The organism is Intrasporangium sp. (genome assembly GCF_035280925.1).
GTDB lineage: Bacteria > Actinomycetota > Actinomycetes > Actinomycetales > Dermatophilaceae > Intrasporangium.
The window spans coordinates 1-16,448 of the sequence record NZ_DATEEY010000069.1 but is presented as its reverse complement, the minus strand read 5'-3'; the positions used below and the strand labels follow the sequence as shown (position 1 = coordinate 16,448).

At 69.5% G+C, this 16,448-nt stretch carries 16 protein-coding genes; 12 read left to right on the top strand and 4 right to left on the bottom strand.

Going from position 1 to position 16,448, the window contains the following annotated elements:
- Positions 1-273 precede the first annotated feature (273 nt).
- From ftsZ to VJN29_RS07060, 6 genes are all read left to right on the top strand, one after another.
- Positions 274-1,575: a cell division protein FtsZ gene (ftsZ, locus tag VJN29_RS07085; protein ID WP_324142919.1), complete on the top strand. Its 1,302-nt coding sequence runs from the start codon at positions 274-276 to the stop codon at positions 1,573-1,575.
- Between the two features lie 175 nt (positions 1,576-1,750).
- On the top strand, positions 1,751-2,500 hold the full coding sequence (pgeF, locus tag VJN29_RS07080) for a peptidoglycan editing factor PgeF (protein ID WP_324142918.1): 750 nt from the start codon (positions 1,751-1,753) through the stop codon (positions 2,498-2,500).
- Positions 2,497-3,231: a YggS family pyridoxal phosphate-dependent enzyme gene (locus VJN29_RS07075; protein ID WP_324142917.1), complete on the top strand. Its 735-nt coding sequence runs from the start codon at positions 2,497-2,499 to the stop codon at positions 3,229-3,231. The genes pgeF and VJN29_RS07075 overlap by 4 nt, the downstream gene beginning before the upstream one ends.
- Before the next feature lie 38 nt (positions 3,232-3,269).
- The gene (locus tag VJN29_RS07070; RefSeq protein ID WP_324142916.1) at positions 3,270-3,743 is read left to right on the top strand and encodes a cell division protein SepF; all 474 of its coding nucleotides are present in this window, start codon (positions 3,270-3,272) and stop codon (positions 3,741-3,743) included.
- Positions 3,744-3,832: 89 nt separating this feature from the next.
- Positions 3,833-4,117, top strand: coding sequence for a YggT family protein (locus VJN29_RS07065; protein ID WP_324142915.1), 285 nt, complete (start codon positions 3,833-3,835; stop codon positions 4,115-4,117).
- Between the two features lie 185 nt (positions 4,118-4,302).
- Entirely contained in the window at positions 4,303-5,430 is a 1,128-nt protein-coding gene (locus VJN29_RS07060; RefSeq protein WP_324142914.1) for a DivIVA domain-containing protein, read from the top strand.
- 123 nt (positions 5,431-5,553) lie between these two features.
- On the opposite strand, the gene VJN29_RS07055 is transcribed toward VJN29_RS07060, so the two are convergent.
- Complete coding sequence (locus VJN29_RS07055; protein WP_324142913.1) at positions 5,554-6,231, bottom strand: hypothetical protein; 678 nt, start codon at positions 6,229-6,231, stop codon at positions 5,554-5,556.
- Here VJN29_RS07055 and VJN29_RS07050 point away from each other — a divergent pair.
- From VJN29_RS07050 to VJN29_RS07040, 3 genes are all read left to right on the top strand, one after another.
- Complete coding sequence (locus tag VJN29_RS07050) at positions 6,221-6,685, top strand: TraR/DksA family transcriptional regulator (protein WP_324142912.1); 465 nt, start codon at positions 6,221-6,223, stop codon at positions 6,683-6,685. The two genes, VJN29_RS07055 and VJN29_RS07050, sit on opposite strands and share 11 nt — an antisense overlap.
- A 74-nt stretch (positions 6,686-6,759) precedes the next feature.
- The gene (locus tag VJN29_RS07045) at positions 6,760-7,365 is read left to right on the top strand and encodes a signal peptidase II (RefSeq protein WP_324142911.1); all 606 of its coding nucleotides are present in this window, start codon (positions 6,760-6,762) and stop codon (positions 7,363-7,365) included.
- Positions 7,358-8,290 carry an RluA family pseudouridine synthase gene (locus tag VJN29_RS07040; protein WP_324142910.1) on the top strand — a complete coding sequence of 311 codons (933 nt, stop codon included), beginning with the start codon at positions 7,358-7,360 and terminating at the stop codon, positions 8,288-8,290. Before VJN29_RS07045 ends, VJN29_RS07040 begins: the two co-directional genes overlap by 8 nt.
- Before the next feature lie 10 nt (positions 8,291-8,300).
- Here the strand turns inward: VJN29_RS07040 and VJN29_RS07035 are convergent, their stop codons facing one another.
- From VJN29_RS07035 to VJN29_RS07025, 3 genes are all read right to left on the bottom strand, one after another.
- Positions 8,301-9,032 carry a hypothetical protein gene (locus VJN29_RS07035; protein ID WP_324142909.1) on the bottom strand — a complete coding sequence of 244 codons (732 nt, stop codon included), beginning with the start codon at positions 9,030-9,032 and terminating at the stop codon, positions 8,301-8,303.
- Positions 9,033-9,101: 69 nt separating this feature from the next.
- Positions 9,102-9,908, bottom strand: a complete 807-nt coding sequence (locus VJN29_RS07030; protein WP_324142908.1) for a hypothetical protein — start codon at positions 9,906-9,908, stop codon at positions 9,102-9,104.
- Complete coding sequence (locus tag VJN29_RS07025) at positions 9,901-10,467, bottom strand: RNA polymerase sigma factor (protein WP_324142907.1); 567 nt, start codon at positions 10,465-10,467, stop codon at positions 9,901-9,903. Before VJN29_RS07025 ends, VJN29_RS07030 begins: the two co-directional genes overlap by 8 nt.
- Positions 10,468-10,632: 165 nt before the next feature.
- Between VJN29_RS07025 and dnaE the strand changes: the two genes are divergently transcribed.
- Genes dnaE through VJN29_RS07010 form a run of 3 tightly spaced genes read left to right on the top strand, consistent with a single transcriptional unit; the run spans position 10,633 to position 16,285 of the window.
- Positions 10,633-14,226: a DNA polymerase III subunit alpha gene (gene dnaE, locus VJN29_RS07020; RefSeq protein WP_324142906.1), complete on the top strand. Its 3,594-nt coding sequence runs from the start codon at positions 10,633-10,635 to the stop codon at positions 14,224-14,226.
- Between the two features lie 31 nt (positions 14,227-14,257).
- On the top strand, positions 14,258-15,361 hold the full coding sequence (locus VJN29_RS07015; RefSeq protein ID WP_324142905.1) for a winged helix DNA-binding domain-containing protein: 1,104 nt from the start codon (positions 14,258-14,260) through the stop codon (positions 15,359-15,361).
- Positions 15,362-16,285, top strand: coding sequence for a pseudouridine synthase (locus VJN29_RS07010; RefSeq protein ID WP_324142904.1), 924 nt, complete (start codon positions 15,362-15,364; stop codon positions 16,283-16,285). It abuts the gene before it with no gap.
- The last annotated feature ends 163 nt before the right edge of the window (positions 16,286-16,448 follow it).

Below are 16,448 nucleotides of genomic sequence, written 5' to 3'. Positions count from 1 at the left end.
GAACGCCAGCGGCATTGTGACAATCGCCCCGTCGCCACACGGCGTGGTGGGTTGAACCGCCTTGGCCCTCGTCATACCGTCAGGGCACTGGTTCGTGACCAAACCGTAACCTTTAGGTCAACGTTTAAGGTTTGAGGGCTACCGGCTCGGCACGGTCCACACCAGCTCCACACCAGCTCCACAACCGGTCCGGGTGCCGACAGGGTGTCGGCCCGCACCCAGGACCACCCAGCACGGCAGCACCTTGCACCACCTCCAGGAAGGCCCACTCTCGTGGCAGCAGCACCGCAGAACTACTTGGCCGTCATCAAGGTCGTCGGCATCGGCGGCGGTGGGGTCAATGCCATCAACCGCATGATCGAGGTCGGCCTCAAGGGTGTCGAGTTCATCGCGATCAACACCGACGCGCAGGCACTGCTCATGAGTGACGCAGACGTCAAGCTCGACGTCGGTCGCGAGCTGACCCGTGGCCTCGGCGCGGGCGCCGATCCCGAGGTGGGCAAGAAGGCGGCGGAGGACCATGCGGAGGAGATCGAGGAGGTGCTCAAGGGCGCCGACATGGTCTTCGTGACCGCGGGCGAGGGTGGCGGCACCGGGACGGGCGGCGCCCCGGTCGTGGCCCGAATCGCGCGTGGTCTCGGTGCCCTCACCATCGGCGTCGTGACCCGTCCGTTCACGTTCGAGGGGCGCCGCCGGGCGAACCAGGCCGAGGCCGGCATCGCGTCGCTGCGCGAGGACGTCGACACGCTGATCGTCATCCCCAATGACCGGCTGCTGTCGATCAGCGACCGCAACGTGTCGATGATGGACGCCTTCCGGTCCGCCGACCAGGTGCTGCTGTCCGGTGTCCAGGGCATCACCGACCTCATCACGACGCCGGGCCTGATCAACCTCGACTTCGCGGACGTCAAGTCGGTCATGCAGGGCGCAGGATCGGCACTGATGGGCATCGGGTCCGCCCGCGGCGAGGACCGGGCCGTCCAGGCGGCCGAGCTCGCCATCAGCTCGCCGCTGCTCGAGGCCTCCATCGACGGGGCGCACGGAGTGCTGCTGTCCGTGCAGGGCGGCAGTGACCTCGGCCTCTTCGAGATCAACGAGGCCGCGCGGCTCGTCCAGGAGGCCGCGCACCCGGAGGCCAACATCATCTTCGGTGCCGTCATCGACGACGCGCTCGGCGACGAGGTGCGGGTGACCGTCATCGCCGCCGGCTTCGACGGCGGCGGACCGACGAAGCGCCAGGACGACCGAGCCCTGGGGCAGGTGCTGGGACAGGCGTCGGGCCAGCGCCCCCTCACGCCTCAGCCGGCGCAGAACAACCACCACGCTGCGCCGGTCTCGGTCCCGACCACCCCCGCGCCGCAACCGACACAGCCCCCGGCGGTGGCTGAGCCGGCTCATGTTCCAGTGCAACCTCAGCCCCAGGCTCCGACGTACCAACCGGTCAACCACGCCCGCCCACAGCAGCCCGTCTCGCCGGTGCCGGGACATGCACAGCAGCTGCCGACCCAACAGCCGCCCCGTCAGGCCACCTTCGAGGAGAGCGACGACCTCGACGTGCCGGACTTCCTCAAGTGACCTCCGGCTGCGGGACCCGGCGGTGGCCGGGTCCCGCAGCCGTGTGAGGCAGGAACCGATTCCGTATGCCGCTGAGCTCCCTTCCAGCGCAACCGGGTCTTGGTCAGCCTTGGTCAGCCTTGGTCAGCCTTGGTCACTGAGCGGGAAGCATTCACGGGGAAGGTAGGTTGGGTCAGTGTTCTACTGGCGATCGACGGTCCTCGGCGTCGAAGGGGGCCCGGTCATCGAGGTGGCGTTCACCGGACGTGCCGCGGGCACGGGCGAGTCGCCGTACTCCGGCCTGAACCTCGGGGGGCACGTCGGCGACGAGCGTGGGACCGTCGAGGCCAACCGGGCTGCCCTGGCCGCCTCGCTGGGCGTGACTCGAGATCGTCTCCTGTTCATCAACCAGGTGCACGGGACCGTCGTCGTCGAGGTCAAGGGCCCGTGGGCCGGGGCGGCGCCCCGGGCCGACGGGATCGTCTCTGCCACGTCGAGGCTGGCCCTGGCCGTGCTCGTCGCCGACTGCGTCCCTGTGCTGCTTCACGACGTCCACGCCGGCGTCGTCGGCGCGGTGCACGCAGGTCGGCCCGGCTTGCTCGACGGGATCGTGCCACGGGCCATCGACACGATGCATTCCCTTGGGGCGGAGCGGATCTCGGCGATCGTCGGCCCGTCCGTGTGTGGCCGGTGCTACGAGGTTCCCCAGGAGCTGGTGCGGGCGGCGGCGGCCGTCGCCCCCACCTCCGTGGCGACGTCGTGGGCCGGCACCCCGGCGATCGACGTGGCGGCCGGAGTCATCGAGCAGCTGACCAGACTCGAGGTGCCGGTCGAGCGGGTGGCGGGCTGCACGCGTGAGGACGAGGAGCTCTACTCGTACCGTCGCGACGGGGTCACCGGTCGCTTCGCGGGCGTGATCATGCTGCGCGCGGAGCGCGTCGCGTGAGCGAGGCGACCCAGCAGGCCACTGAAGCACGCCGCACCGAGCTGGCGACCGCCCTCGCGTCGGTCCGCGATCGGATCAGCGGCGCCTGTGAGTCGGCGGGACGAGACCCGGCCGAGACCACCCTCGTGGTCGTCACCAAGTTCTTCCCAGCGAGCGATGTCCTCCTGCTCCACGAGCTCGGTGTCCGGGCCATCGGCGAGAACAAGGACCAGGAGGCCGGGGCGAAGATCGCGGCGGTGCGGGCAGCGCTCCGCGGGGACGCCGGTCTCGAGCTGCACTTCGTCGGACGTCTTCAGTCCAACAAGGCTCGCCACGTCGCGGGTTATGCCGACGTCGTCCACTCCGTCGACCGGGTCAAGCTGCTCCGCGGGCTGTCGGCGGGTGCGATGGAGCGCGGCCGACCGCTCTCGGTCCTCATCCAGGTCAGCCTCGACGGCGACACCGGTCGCGGAGGGGCGCTCCCAGCCGACGTGCCGAGGCTCGCCGCAGCCGTCGTCGACAGGGCGGGTCTCGTCCTCAAGGGCGTCATGGCGGTCGCTCCCATGGAAGCCGACTCCGACGACAGCTTCGCCCTTCTTCGGGAGGTGGCGAGCGGCATACGGGCCGTCCATCCCGGCGCCGACTGGGTGTCGGCGGGCATGAGCGGAGACCTCGAGGCGGCCATCCGGCACGGAGCGACACACCTGCGTGTCGGAACCGCAATCCTCGGCTCACGCCCGTCACTTCTGTAACGTCGAGGGCAACGGTAACCCGAGGCTTGGGAGTGGGCATGGCAGGGGCACTGCGCAAGACGATGGTGTACCTGGGACTCAGCGAAGAGGACCCGCGTCACGATCGTTATGACGACTACGACGACCAGGATCGCTTCGAGGCCGATTCTGATCACACGGCGGCGGTGACCCCGCTGCCGACGAAGCGCGCCGTGGCCGCGGTCGTGAACGAGCCCGAGGTCCACCGCCTCAACCGGATCACGACCATCCACCCGCGTACGTACAACGAGGCGAAGAACATCGGCGAGTGGTTCCGGGACCAGGTGCCGGTCATCATGAACCTGAGCGACATGGACGATGCGGACGCCAAACGGCTCGTCGACTTCGCCGCCGGCCTCGTGTTCGGCCTCCACGGCACCATCGAGCGGGTCACCTCGAAGGTGTTCTTGCTCTCACCGTCACACGTCGAGATCGCTGCCGACGAGCCCGAGATCCAGCCCACCTCCACGCGTGGCTTCTTCAACCAGAGCTGACCCAGCTGTCTCACCACTTCGGGCCCTGCCGCCGGTGAGCCGGAGGACCCGATTTCTGACGGCGCCACCTCATCAGGGACACTGAGCGCATGGACCTGATCTGGACCATCTACGGCGTGGTGGTCTTCACCTTCTTCGTCGCTCTCATCGCCCGCTTCGTGCTCGAATGGGTGCAGGTTCTCTCGCGCTCCTGGCGGCCCAACGGCCTCGTCCTGGTGCTTGCCGAGGCTGTCTACACCGTCACCGACCCGCCGCTCAAGGCGCTGCGAAAAGTGATTCCCTCACCCACCCTGGGTGGCGTGCGACTCGACCTCAGCTTCCTCGTCCTCATGCTGCTGACCTCGTTCGCTCTCAACGTTCCGAGCTTCTTCTGAGGCAGGTCCGGGCACACGGCCGGGCGCAGGTCTCAGGGATCTGTGCCACGATGCCGGGGCCACGAAACGAGAGTGGCGCGGCTGCACCGGGTGCTGATCTGTGAGTGGCATCATGTGGCTTTGGGTCGTGACCGGTTCGTTAGATAGGTTGACCCCTGACCATTACGTCTGTATCGAGGTGACACATGGCGCTTACGCCGGAGCAGGTGCTGAACAAGCACTTCCAGACCACGCAGTTCCGACGTGGTTACGAGGAGCGGGACGTCGACGACTTCCTCGATGAGATCGTGGCGGAGATGCGTTCGCTCATCGAGCAGCGTGACGACTACCTGAAGCAGCTCAACGACTGCCGCGCGAGCAAGAACCAGCCGGCCGTCCGGAGCGACGGCCCGACGCAGGCGATGCCACCGGTGGGGCGTCCGGGTGACGATGCCAAGCTCGGAGCGCTCACGGCGAAGATCCAGGACGCTGAGCGGGCCTTCAAGGCCGCGTCGGACCGGGCTGCGAAGGCGAAGGCCGAGGCGGATGCCGCCGAGCGGGCGGCGCGGGAGCGCATCGAGCGGGCCAAGGCGGACGCGGAGCGGGCCGAGGCGGCTGCGAGGTCCGCCGTCGACGAGAAGGCGCTCAACGACGCCCAGTCGAAGCTGAACGCCCTCAGCACCCAGGTTGCCGACGCCGAGGGGAAGCTGGCCAGGGCCCGCGAGCAGACGAAGGCGGCCGAGGAGGCCGCTCGGGCCGCAGAGCAGCAGGCGTCGCGGCTGCGTGCCGAGTCGGAGAGCGCGCCCGCGACAGAGGGAGCAACCAGCAGCGCGGATGCGGCCGGCGTCATCGCGCTCGCCCAGAGGCTGCACGATGAACACGTGGCGGCAGGTGAGGCCCGTCGCAACCAGCTCGTCGGCGAGGCGGAGGCGCGTCACCGTGAGCTCATCTCCACCGCTCAGACCCAGCATGACGAGTTGACTCGCAAGGCGGCGGAGATGACGGCGTCCGCGACAGCCCAGCGCGAGCAGATGCTCGCCGAGGCGACGAGCCAGCGCGACAAGATCATCTCGGAAGCCACGGCGAAGCGCGATGAGATGCTGACCGAGGCCCGCGAGCGGTCGACCGGAATGGTCGCGGAGGCGCAGCAGAAGAAGGCAGCGCTTCTGGAGGACCTCGAGCGGCAGAAGACGGCACTCGACCGCAAGATCGAGGAGCTGCGCGGTTTCGAGCGCAACTACCGCACCAACCTCAAGTCCTACATCGAGGGCCAGCTGCACGACTTGGAGGGCAGCGTCCAGGACGCTGCCAAGACGGGCAGCGCCCAGGGCTGAACGAGCCCACCACCTCAGCAGCGGAACGGCCGCCCGATGGACCCGGGCGGCCGTTCGTTGTCTCACGATCGAACCCCAACGGCGAGTTGTGCGTTTCACGTTTGTCTGTGGGCTCGTTGACGCCTATTGTCGGCGGCACTTGTCAAGGTGGAAGGCCCCAGCGACGGAGGACCACATGGCAGCACCGAGGAAGGCACCGGCGAGGGCGGGCGCCCCGACGACTCCTGCGACGAAAGCAGCGCCGGCAAGGACGACCGCCGCCACCACATCGTCGGCCAAGCGTGCGGCCGGCACCAAGCGTGCTGCCCCTGCGATCAAGAAGGCCACTTCAACGAAGGCGGCGACACCGAAGGCCGGGAAGAAGACCCCGGCAAAGAAGGCCACCGCCGGAAACGGTGCCACCGGCACGAAGAGCGCAGCCACGAGGACGACGGCCACGAAGGCGGCGACCGGCAGGCCGGCTCCGACCAGCAAGGCCGTCGCCACCAAGGCGGCGCCGGGCAGGAAGGCCGCGACCAAGGCGGCCCCGGGCAAGAAGGCCGCGACCAAGGCGACCCCGAGCAAGAAGGCGACAGCCACAAGGACAGCGGCCGAGAAGACAACCGCGAAGAAGACAACCGCGAAGAAGGCCACCGCGAAGAAGACAACTACCGCGAAGAAGACAACCACCGCGAAGACCACGGTGAAGAAGGCCGCCACCAAGAAGGCCACCCCGACTTCCGCAGCAGCGGCTGCCCCCTCCAGGCGGTCGGCAGACACCAGGTCCACACCGATGAAGAGGGCAGCATCAGTGAAGAGCACGAGCGCCAAGTCGACGTCCGCAGCCGGGAGCACCACTCCAGCCCGCGCGGGCCGGCTCGCCGAACGCCTCCGGGTCAAGGACGACGAGAGCCCGTGGAGCGAGGCAGAGATCAAGGAGGTCCGCGCCATCCTCCTCGAGGAGATCCAGGTGCACCGGCAGGAGCTCGAGCTCGCCGAGCAGGAGCTCGATGACCTGCTTCGCGCGTCGAGCGACGGAGCGGGCGACGACCAGGCGGACGCCGGCGCCAAGACGGCCGAGCGCGTTCATGAGATCGCCCTGGCCGCGAACTCCCGGGCCGGGCTCGCCCAGGCCGAGCATGCGCTCGAGCAGCTCGAGGCGGGCACGTACGGCATCTGCGAGAACTGCGGGAACCCGATCGGCAAACTTCGACTCCAGGCCCGTCCTCGTGCGACCCTGTGCATGACATGCCAGGAGAAGCAGGCCCGCCACTGACCCCCAGCGAGACACCGTCGACGCCCCGAGTGGGCGTCGATGCCGTGTCCTCCCTCACCGCAGTTCCAGGACCCGTGGAGAACGAAGACCCGCCCAAGCACCCGCCTGCCGCGCGCCGGAGGCGGCTCTTCGCCCTTCTCGTCGTGGTCGCGGTCCTCGCCTACGCCAGCGACCAGATCAGCAAGCTCATCGCCCTCGACGTCCTCGCGGACGGCCAGCCGCGGCCCTTCCTCGGGGACATCATCCAGCTCAAGCTCATCGGCAACCCGGGGGCGGCGCTCTCGCTCGGCGCCGGCAACACGTGGGTCATGACGATCATCGCCGTGGTCGTGCTGTTGGCCATCGTGTACGTGTCGAAGGACCTCGGCTCCCGGGCCTGGGCGCTGGCCCTGGGCCTGCTCCTCGGCAGTGCGCTGGGCAACCTGACGGACCGTTTCGTCCGTCCGCCAGGTGGCGGCGAGGGTCATGTCGTCGACTTCCTCGACTACAACGGGTGGTTCATCGGCAACGTCGCGGACATCTGGATCGTGGGCGCCGCTCTGCTCATCATCGCGCTCGCCCTGCTCGGGTTGGGCGTCGACGGGCGTCGCGACAAGAAGCCGGCATCAGCAGCCGCCGACCCACGGGAGCCGGACGAGCGAGAGGTGAGCGAAGAGCTGGGGAAGCAGTCGGATGACTGACATCCGGACCGTCCTCGTCCCCGAGGGCCTGGGCGGCGAGCGGGTCGATGCCGGGGTGGCGCGTCTCTTCGGGCTCTCCCGTACGCGCGCCGCCGACCTCGCAGGTGAGGGGCTCGTCGTCGTCGACGGCAAGGTGGCGGGCAAGTCCGACCGGCTCGCGCCCGGGGCGATGCTGGAGGTGTCCCTCCCCGCTCCCGCCGACAGCCCCAGCCTCAAGGTCGTGGCCGAACCGGTGCCCGGGATGCGGATCGTCCACGACGATGACGACCTCGTCGTGGTCGACAAGCCGGTCGGGGTCGCGGCCCATCCGAGCGTGGGCTGGACCGGCCCGGACGTCGTCGGCGGGCTGGCCGCTGCGGGATACCGGATCTCGACGTCCGGGGCGCCGGAGCGGCAAGGCATCGTCAGCCGACTCGACGTCGGCACCAGCGGCCTGATGGTCGTGGCAAAGAGCGAGCACGCCTATTCACGGCTCAAGCAGGCCTTCCGGACGCGGGCGGTCGACAAGAACTACCACGCCCTGGTCCAGGGACTGCCTGATCCGCTCGTCGGCACCATCGACGCGCCGATCGGGCGGCACCCCGGCCACGAGTACAAGTTCGCGGTGATGCGCAGCGGCAAGCCGTCGGTCACCCACTACGAGGTCATCGAGGCCTTCCGCCACGCGAGCCTGCTCGACATCCATCTCGAGACGGGACGCACGCACCAGATCAGGGTTCACGTGGCGGCGATCAAGCACCCGTGCTGTGGCGACCCGCTCTACGGCGCAGACCCCGCCCTGGCGAGAAAGCTGGCGCTGGACCGGCAGTGGCTGCATGCCGTCGGACTCGGCTTCGAGCACCCTGGCACGGGTGCCTACGTCCACTTCGAGAGCGCGTACCCGGAGGATCTCCAGCGGGCTCTCGACGCCATCGCCACCCTCTGAGGGTCACCCTCTAGCGGAGGGTGAAACCTTTGAGATGCTCCCTCCCCGTGGCGTATGCCGCTGGGCTCGCACCCGCGGTCGCCCGCGCCACCGGGGTCGCCTCCACTCCAGCCGGAGATGGTCCCCGTCGACGTGGCCACGACCGGCCCACCAGCGCGCCGAGGACGAGCGAGAGCGCCGCGCTGACGGCCAGCGCTGCCGGCGGCACACCGGTGCTGGCCGGCTCCGGTGGCGCGGCCAAAGCGGTCACGGAGGCGGTCGAACGCGTCTGGGACGCGGGCGGCTCGACCGCACCGCCGCCCAGGACTCCGAGATCCTCCAGGGCCGACAGGAGCAGGGCGGTGTTCGCGGGTCGATGCCTGACCGCCCGGGCTGGGGCCTCGGCGCCCGATAAGAGGCTCTCGCCGCCCTGCATGAGCAGCGTGCTCACCCAGACGTCCGAACCCTCGATCGTCAGCGCGTCCACGCGCCAGGGCTGAACGTCATGGATCATCCAGGTGAGGCGGATCGAGCCCGCCATGAAGCCGTCCTCCGGACTGGGCTGGCCGTCCGGCGGGTTCTCGATGTCCAACGCCCGGGCCAGGGAGTGGTAGGTGGAACTGCCCGTCAGCGCGCCAGCAGCGTGCCTCCCCTGGTTGTCGACCACGAGGACGGAGGTCGGTCCACCTGCGCTGGCAGGGGTTGCCGGAAGTAGCACGAGGCCAGCCAGTGCGGCGATGACGAGGACGATGAACCTGCGCATGGGGTGCTCCTTCGATGGTCGTGAGCGGTGTCCTCGTTACACCGCCCGGGCCGGAGTGGTTCCGTCCGCTCAGGGGACAGTCGTGGCGATGTCCAGCGCAGTGGCCAGGGTCGACGGACCCTCGAGGCGATAGGTCAGGTCGCGTCCATCCGGGGCACTCGTGACCCAGACGAGGGTCGGACCGGCGAGCCTGGGTGGCGCCGTCTGCGTCACCCCGCGCCGATCAACCCACTCGATCTCGTGGGTGGCGCCCAGCCACACGGCGTCGCGACCGTTGACTCCGGTCGGGGTGACGGCACTCCAGACGCGCTTCAGATAGCCCCAGTCAGGAGACCCGGCGAAGACGTCGAGCCGGGTCACCGCCGCGCCCTCCCCCCAGGTCAGCTCCGCTACCCGTCCCTCGTGCGACACCGACACGGTGGCCGGCGGCCCGAGCGCCCCCGGGACCCCGAAGTCGGATCCGAGCACCCGCCTCGCCTCGTCGAGGGGGACCGAGGTCGCGCCCTCGCCAGGGGTTGGGCGCTCGCCGAGACCGGGCGTCGACGGCAGGGGACGTGGCCCGGGTTCCTCGCGGACGACGATCCCTCCGATGTGGAGCAGCTCCATGACAGCGGCCCGGACCGGGGGGACGAGCGCGACGACGGCGACGACCATCGCTGCGATGGCCCAGGCCAGGCGGCGCATCGGGCGGCTTCGCTCGGAAGGTCGGCGCTCTGGCGGGCGCCGCTTCGCCGGCTCGGCGACGGGGTCGTCGGGGTCGTCATGGGCGATCCGGGCGAGCACGGCCGCCACCAAGCCGTCCGGCGGCGGGTCGGGCGCGAGGTCATGGCCGAGGGCGATGAGCTCCCGCTCGAGGGCATCGAGCTGGTCAGGCATCGGCCATCACCTCCTTCAAGGCGCTCAGGGCGCGATGCAGCCGGGACTTGACCGTTCCCGCGGGGAGGTCGAGGACCTGCGAGGTCTCCGCCTCCGACAGCTCGAGCAGGTACCGGCAGGTGACGACATCGCGTTGGTCGGCTGGGAGCCCGGACACGGCGTCGAGCAGGGCACGTCGCCGCGCGGCCGACAGCGCCGACTCGGCCGGGTCCGGCACCGTGAGCGACCGGGCGTCGAGCCACCCGGCTCGCCGCTCCCGCTCGGCCCTCCGGCCCGAGCCGCGTCGCTGGTTGTGCGTCTCGTTGACCACGATCCGCAGCAGCCACGGCCGAAAGCTCGAGCCGTCGCGGAAGGTGGCCTGCGAGGTCAATGACCGGTACGCCTTCACGAATGCCTCCTGGACGACGTCGTCCGCGTCGCGGCCGGCCCCGGCCAAGACGGCGACGCGCTTGGCGAGCGGGGCGTGCGTCACCACCAGCTCGGCGTACGCAGCCCGCTCCCCGGCGCGCACCCGGGCCAGGATCTCGCTCTCCCGGTCCTTCTCGATGGCTCCTCCCACGCGGGCAGTGGTCCCGCAACCACTTGTACACCGTCGGCCCCGGGTCGGTTCCATGCTCGCCGAAGCCACCGGTCCGGCCGCCCGCGCGGCGCCGACGGAACAGCGGGCGACACCCGCTGCGACACGCCCGGGGAGTGTCCCCGCCGAGGCTTAGACTCAACCCCGATGTCGACCCAATCCGCTCCGAGGCCAGACCAGAACTTCGTGCACCTGCACGTGCACACGGAGTACTCGATGCTCGACGGAGCGGCCCGGATCACCGACCTCTTCTCGGAGGCGGCGCGGATGGGTATGCCCGCGCTCGCGACGACCGACCACGGCTACGTGTTCGGTGCCTACGAGTTCTGGAAGAAGGCGCAGGGCACCGGCGTCAAGCCGATCATCGGCGTCGAGGCCTACATCACCCCTGGCACCCATCGCACGGACCGGACGAAGGTCAGCTGGGGCGATGGCGGTCGCGACGACATCTCCGGCGGCGGCGCCTACACCCACATGACGATGCTCGCCGAGTCGACCGAGGGCATGCACAACCTGTTCCGGATGAGCTCGATCGCCTCCCTCGACCAGGTGTACACGAAGTGGCCCCGCATCGACCGTGAGCTGCTCGCCACCTACGGCAAGGGCCTGATCGTCACGACCGGGTGCCCCTCGAGCGAGATCCAGACCAAGCTGCGCTTCGGGAGGTATGACGAGGCGCGCGCGGTGGCGGGCGAGCTGCGCGACCTCTTCGGGCGGGAGAACGTCTTCGTCGAGCTGATGGACCACGGCCTCGAGATCGAGCGTCGGGTGCAGAAGGACCTCCTCCGGCTCGCTCGGGACCTCGGGCTGCCCCTCCTGGCGACGAACGACCTGCACTACACGAGGCCAGAGGACGCCAAGGCCCACGCAGCACTGCTCTGTGTCCAGTCCGGATCGACCCTGATGGACCCGGGCCGGTTCAAGTTCGACGCCTACGACTTCTACCTCAAGTCGCCGCAGGAGATGCGCCACCTCTGGCGCGAGCTGCCGGAGGCCTGCGACAACACGCTGCTCATCGCCGAGCGGTGCGACGTGTCCTTCACCGAGGGCGAGGGCCGCTACATGCCCCGCTTCCCCGTGCCCGAGGGCGAGGACGACACGTCGTGGTTCATCAAGGAGGTCGAGGGCGGACTGCAGCGTCGCTTCCCTGACGGCGTCCCCGACTACGCGCGCAAGCAGGCGGCCTTCGAGGAGGACGTCATCGTCTCGAAGGGGTATGCCAGCTACTTCCTCGTCGTCGCCGACTTCATCAACTGGGCCAAGCGCAACGGCATCCGGGTGGGGCCCGGCCGTGGCTCGGGTGCCGGGTCGATGTGCGCCTACGCCCTCGGGATCACGGACCTCGACCCGATCCCGCACGGCCTGATCTTCGAGCGGTTCCTCAACCCCGAGCGCATGTCGATGCCCGACTTCGACGTCGACTTCGACGAGCGCCGGCGCGGCGAGGTGATCAGGTACGTCACCGAGAAGTACGGCGAGGAGCGCGTCGCCCAGATCGTCACCTACGGCACCATCAAGGCCAAGCAGGCGGTCAAGGACGCCGCCCGCGTGATGGGCCACCCGTTCAGCGTCGGCGAGCAGCTGACCAAGGCCATGCCGCCGGACGTCATGGGCAAGGGCGTCCCCCTTTCCGGCATCTACAACCCGGAGCACGATCGCTACAACGAGGGCGGGGAGTTCCGCGCCCTCGTGGAGGCGGAGCGACACCTCGAGGAGGTCGTCGACACGGCCAAGGGCCTTGAGGGACTGAAGCGGCAGTGGGGGGTCCACGCGGCTGGCGTCATCATGAGCAGCGAGCCGCTCCTGGACGTCATCCCGATCATGAAGCGCCTCCAGGACGGCCAGGTCATCACCCAGTTCGACTACCCGAGCTGCGAGTCCCTCGGCCTGGTCAAGATGGACTTCCTCGGGCTGCGCAACCTCACGATCCTCGATGACGCCATCGCCAACATCAAGGACAACCGCGACGAGGACATCGACCTCGACACGCTGTCCAAGGACATGAGCGACCCGGCGACCTACGACCTGCTCGGTCGTGGCGACACCCTGGGTGTCTTCCAGCTCGACGGCGGGGGTATGCGTTCGCTGCTGCGGCTCATGCAGCCGGACAACTTCGAGGACATCTCGGCCGCTCTCGCGCTCTATCGGCCGGGCCCGATGGGGGTCAACGCCCATACGAACTTCGCCCTGCGCAAGAACGGCAAGCAGGAGATCGTCCCGCTCGACCCGCAGCTCAAGGGCAAGCTCCAGCCCGAGATGATCGACGCGCTCGAGCCGATCCTCAAGGACACCTACGGGTTGTGCGTCTACCAGGAGCAGGTCATGTCCATCGCGCAGAAGCTTGCCGGCTACACGCTCGGCAACGCCGACCTGCTTCGTCGCGCGATGGGCAAGAAGAAGAAGGAGGTCCTCGACGCCGAGTACGTCCCCTTCTCGGAGGGGATGAAGGCCAACGGCTTCAACGAGGCCTCGATCGCGGCTCTGTGGGGAGTGCTCGTCCCGTTCTCGGACTACGCATTCAACAAGGCGCACACGGCGGCCTACGGTCTCGTGTCCTACTGGACGGCCTACCTCAAGGCGAACTACCCGGCTGAGTACATGGCCGCGCTGCTGACGAGCGTGCGCGACGACAAGGACAAGTCGGCGCTGTACCTGGGCGAGTGCCGTCACATGGGCATCAAGGTGCTACCGCCCGACGTCAACCAGTCGGTCGCCAACTTCGCCGCCGTCGGCACCGACATCCGCTTCGGTCTCGCGGCGATCCGCAACGTCGGCCTGCCGGTCGTCGAGGCGATCATCCGGGCCCGGGAGGAGAAGGGCGCCTTCGGGTCCTTCAAGGACTTCCTGTCCAAGGTGCCGGCAGTGGTCTGCAACAAGCGGACCATCGAGTCACTCATCAAGAGCGGCGCCTTCGACTCGCTCGGCGAGAGCAGACGCGGGATGGTCGAGGTCCACGAGCGCTACATCGATGCGCTCGTCGAGGTGAAGAAGCAGGAGGCCATCGGCCAGGACAGCCTCTTCGGCGCCTTCGCCCTGGACGACCGGTCGGGAGGGTCCGGGGGAGGGGGCGCCTTCGACGGCCTGCCGCCCGTCCCGGTGGGCGAGTGGGACAAGTCCACCCTCCTTTCGTTCGAGCGGGAGATGCTGGGCCTCTACGTCTCCGACCACCCGCTCTTCGGCATCGAGCACATCCTGCAGACGCACGCCGACACCTCGATCGCCTCGCTGACCGGCGACGACCCCAAGCCCGATGGCACGCCGGTGACCGTCGCCGGGCTCATCACCGGGCTCCAGCTCAAGCGGACGAAGAAGGGCGACCTGTGGGCCATCGCCACGGTCGAGGACCTCGACGGAGCCATCGAGTGCCTGTTCTTCCCGTCCGCCTACCTGACGTACTCCACGATGCTGGCCCAGGACACCGTCTGCGCGGTCAAGGGGAGGGTCAGCGCGCGTGACGACTCGATCTCGATCTTCGCCCAGGAGCTGACGCTCCCCGACATCAAGGAGGGCCCGCGCGGGCCGGTCGTGCTCACCCTCCCGCTGGGTCAGGTGACCGCGGCCCGTGCCGAGCGGCTCAAGGAGATCCTCCGGGAGCACCCCGGCGCGACGGAGGTCCACGTGAAGCTGACCCAGCCGGGTCGGTCCGTGCTCATGACCCTCGACGACGGACTGCGGGTCAACGCGACGTCGGCGCTCTTCGGCGACCTCAAGGCGACCTTCGGCGCCGCCGTCCTCGGCTAGGACGCCGTATGCCGCTGAGCTGGGTCCCACGGTGAAGGTCGGCGACCGAAGGCGGTTGCGTCGCGCTCGGATGGCCGCGCTGGGCCTCATGCCGGCGCTGGGTACCGCCGCGGCGCCCGTGCCGGCGCTGTCCGTGGCCCGTTGGATGGGCGCTCTTCAGGCACAGGACTACTCGAGTGGCGTGTGGTCGATCGGGGTGCGCTCCGGCCTGACGCTGGTGGAGATCGAGCAGGCCGTCGTCGACAGGCAGATCGTCCGGACCTGGCCGATGCGTGGGACGATCCACTGGGTCCCGGCCGAGGATGCCCGGTGGATGTGTGAGCTCCTCGCGCCACGGGTGCTCGCCTCCCTGGGCCCGCGCTACGCCCAGCTCGGCATCACGCAGGACGACGTCGAGAGGGCAGGAGTCATCTTCGAGGAGCACCTCGGCGAGCCGATGAGCCGACCGGACGTCCTCTCGCTGCTCGCCGACCACGGCATCGACCCGGCCGGGCAGCGGACCTATCATCTCGTCGGCCACCACTGCATGACGGGACTGCTCTGCCAAGGTCCGCTCGCGGGGAGGCAGCCGACCTTCGTGCTCATCGATCAGTGGGTTCCCCTCAGCCGCAAACCGTCCCGTGAGCAAGCGATGACCACCATCATCGAGCGCTATGTCCGCAGCCATGGCCCGGTGACCGAGAAGGACATCGCCGGCTGGATCGGGGGGACGCTCGCGTTCGTCCGTGAGGCCCTCGAGCTCATCGGCGATCGCATCACTCGGGAGGACGTGGGTGGCCAGACCTGGGTCAGCCACGCCGCCGCCACGGCAGCTGTCGATGGGCCGGGTGGCGTCCACCTGTTGCCGCAGTGGGACGAGTTCCTGCTCGGCTACAAGTCGCGTGACGTCACGCTGCCGGACGAGCACGTCGCCCACGTCGTGCCCGGGCGCAACCTGGTCTTCCAGCCGACGGTCGTCGTCGACGGCGAGGTTGCCGGCGTCTGGAGGCGGCAGGAGGGCAAGGGCACCGTCGCGCTCGACGTCACGCCGTTGACCCGACTGACGGCGAAGGCGCTGCGTGGGCTGGAAGCGAGCTCAGCGGCATACGGCCGCTTCCTCGGTCGCGACGTCGAGCTGCGCGTCGAGGGGGACTGAGTGGCACGTGGCGGCATTCCTGCGTCGCCGCTCCCGCCGCGGCACGGCGTCGACGCGCAGCGGATCCGGCTGCCGCAGGGCGGGCCGTGGGAGACGCTGCGCGACCACCTCGTCGAGCGGCTGCGGGGGCTGACTCCCGCCGAGGTGGACGCCAAGCTGGCGGCGGGGAAGTTCGTCGACGCCCGGGGCCGGCCGATCCCGGCGGACGCTCCGTTCGTGCCGCGGTCGGTCTGCTGGACCCATCGCGACCTTCCGGACGAGGTCGAGGTGCCCTTCCCCGTCGACGTGCTCCACACGGACGACCGGCTCGTGGTGGTGGACAAGCCGCACTTCATGTCGACGATGCCCCGGGGCCGGCACGTGGCGCAGTCGGCGCTGGCCCGGACGCGGGTGCTCACCGGTCACGATCGGCTGACCCCGGCGCACCGGCTCGACCGGCCCACTGCGGGTGTGCTCATGTTCACGACGGAGCAGCGCTGGCGCGGTGCCTACCAGCGCGTCTTCGCGGAGGGCCGGGTGCACAAGCAGTACCTCGCCGTCGCGCCCGTCCGCGACGACCTGGACCTGCCACTCGTGAGGCGGAGCCACGTCGTCAAGGAGCACGGCAGGCACCAGGCACGGGAGGTGCCCGGTGCCGAACCGAACTCGGAGACGCTGGTCGAGCTGGTGTCCGATGGGGACGGGCTGGGGCTCTACCGGCTGACGCCGCGGACCGGTCGGACCCACCAGCTGCGCTGCCAGCTGTGGGGCCTGGGCATCCCCATCGTCGGCGACGCCCTGTACCCGGTCGAGCGGGAGGTGCCCGACGGCGACTTCTCCGAGCCGCTCCAGCTGCTTGCCGCGGTGCTCGCGTTCGACGACCCGATCGACGGCACCCGCCGGCGCTTCGAGACGCGCAGGCGCCTCGCGGCCTGGCCGGGCTGAACGTGAACGCGCGCAAAGATAGTCCGCGTTCGGGCCCCTTGCTCCCGTCTCCCCGGCTAGATTCGCGGTGGATCCGGGCAACTCCGTGCCCGTCGAGAGGGGAAGACATGCAGCAGCACCGTCGTCTCCGGCGCCGAGTAGCCGCGGTATGTGCCGTGGGCCT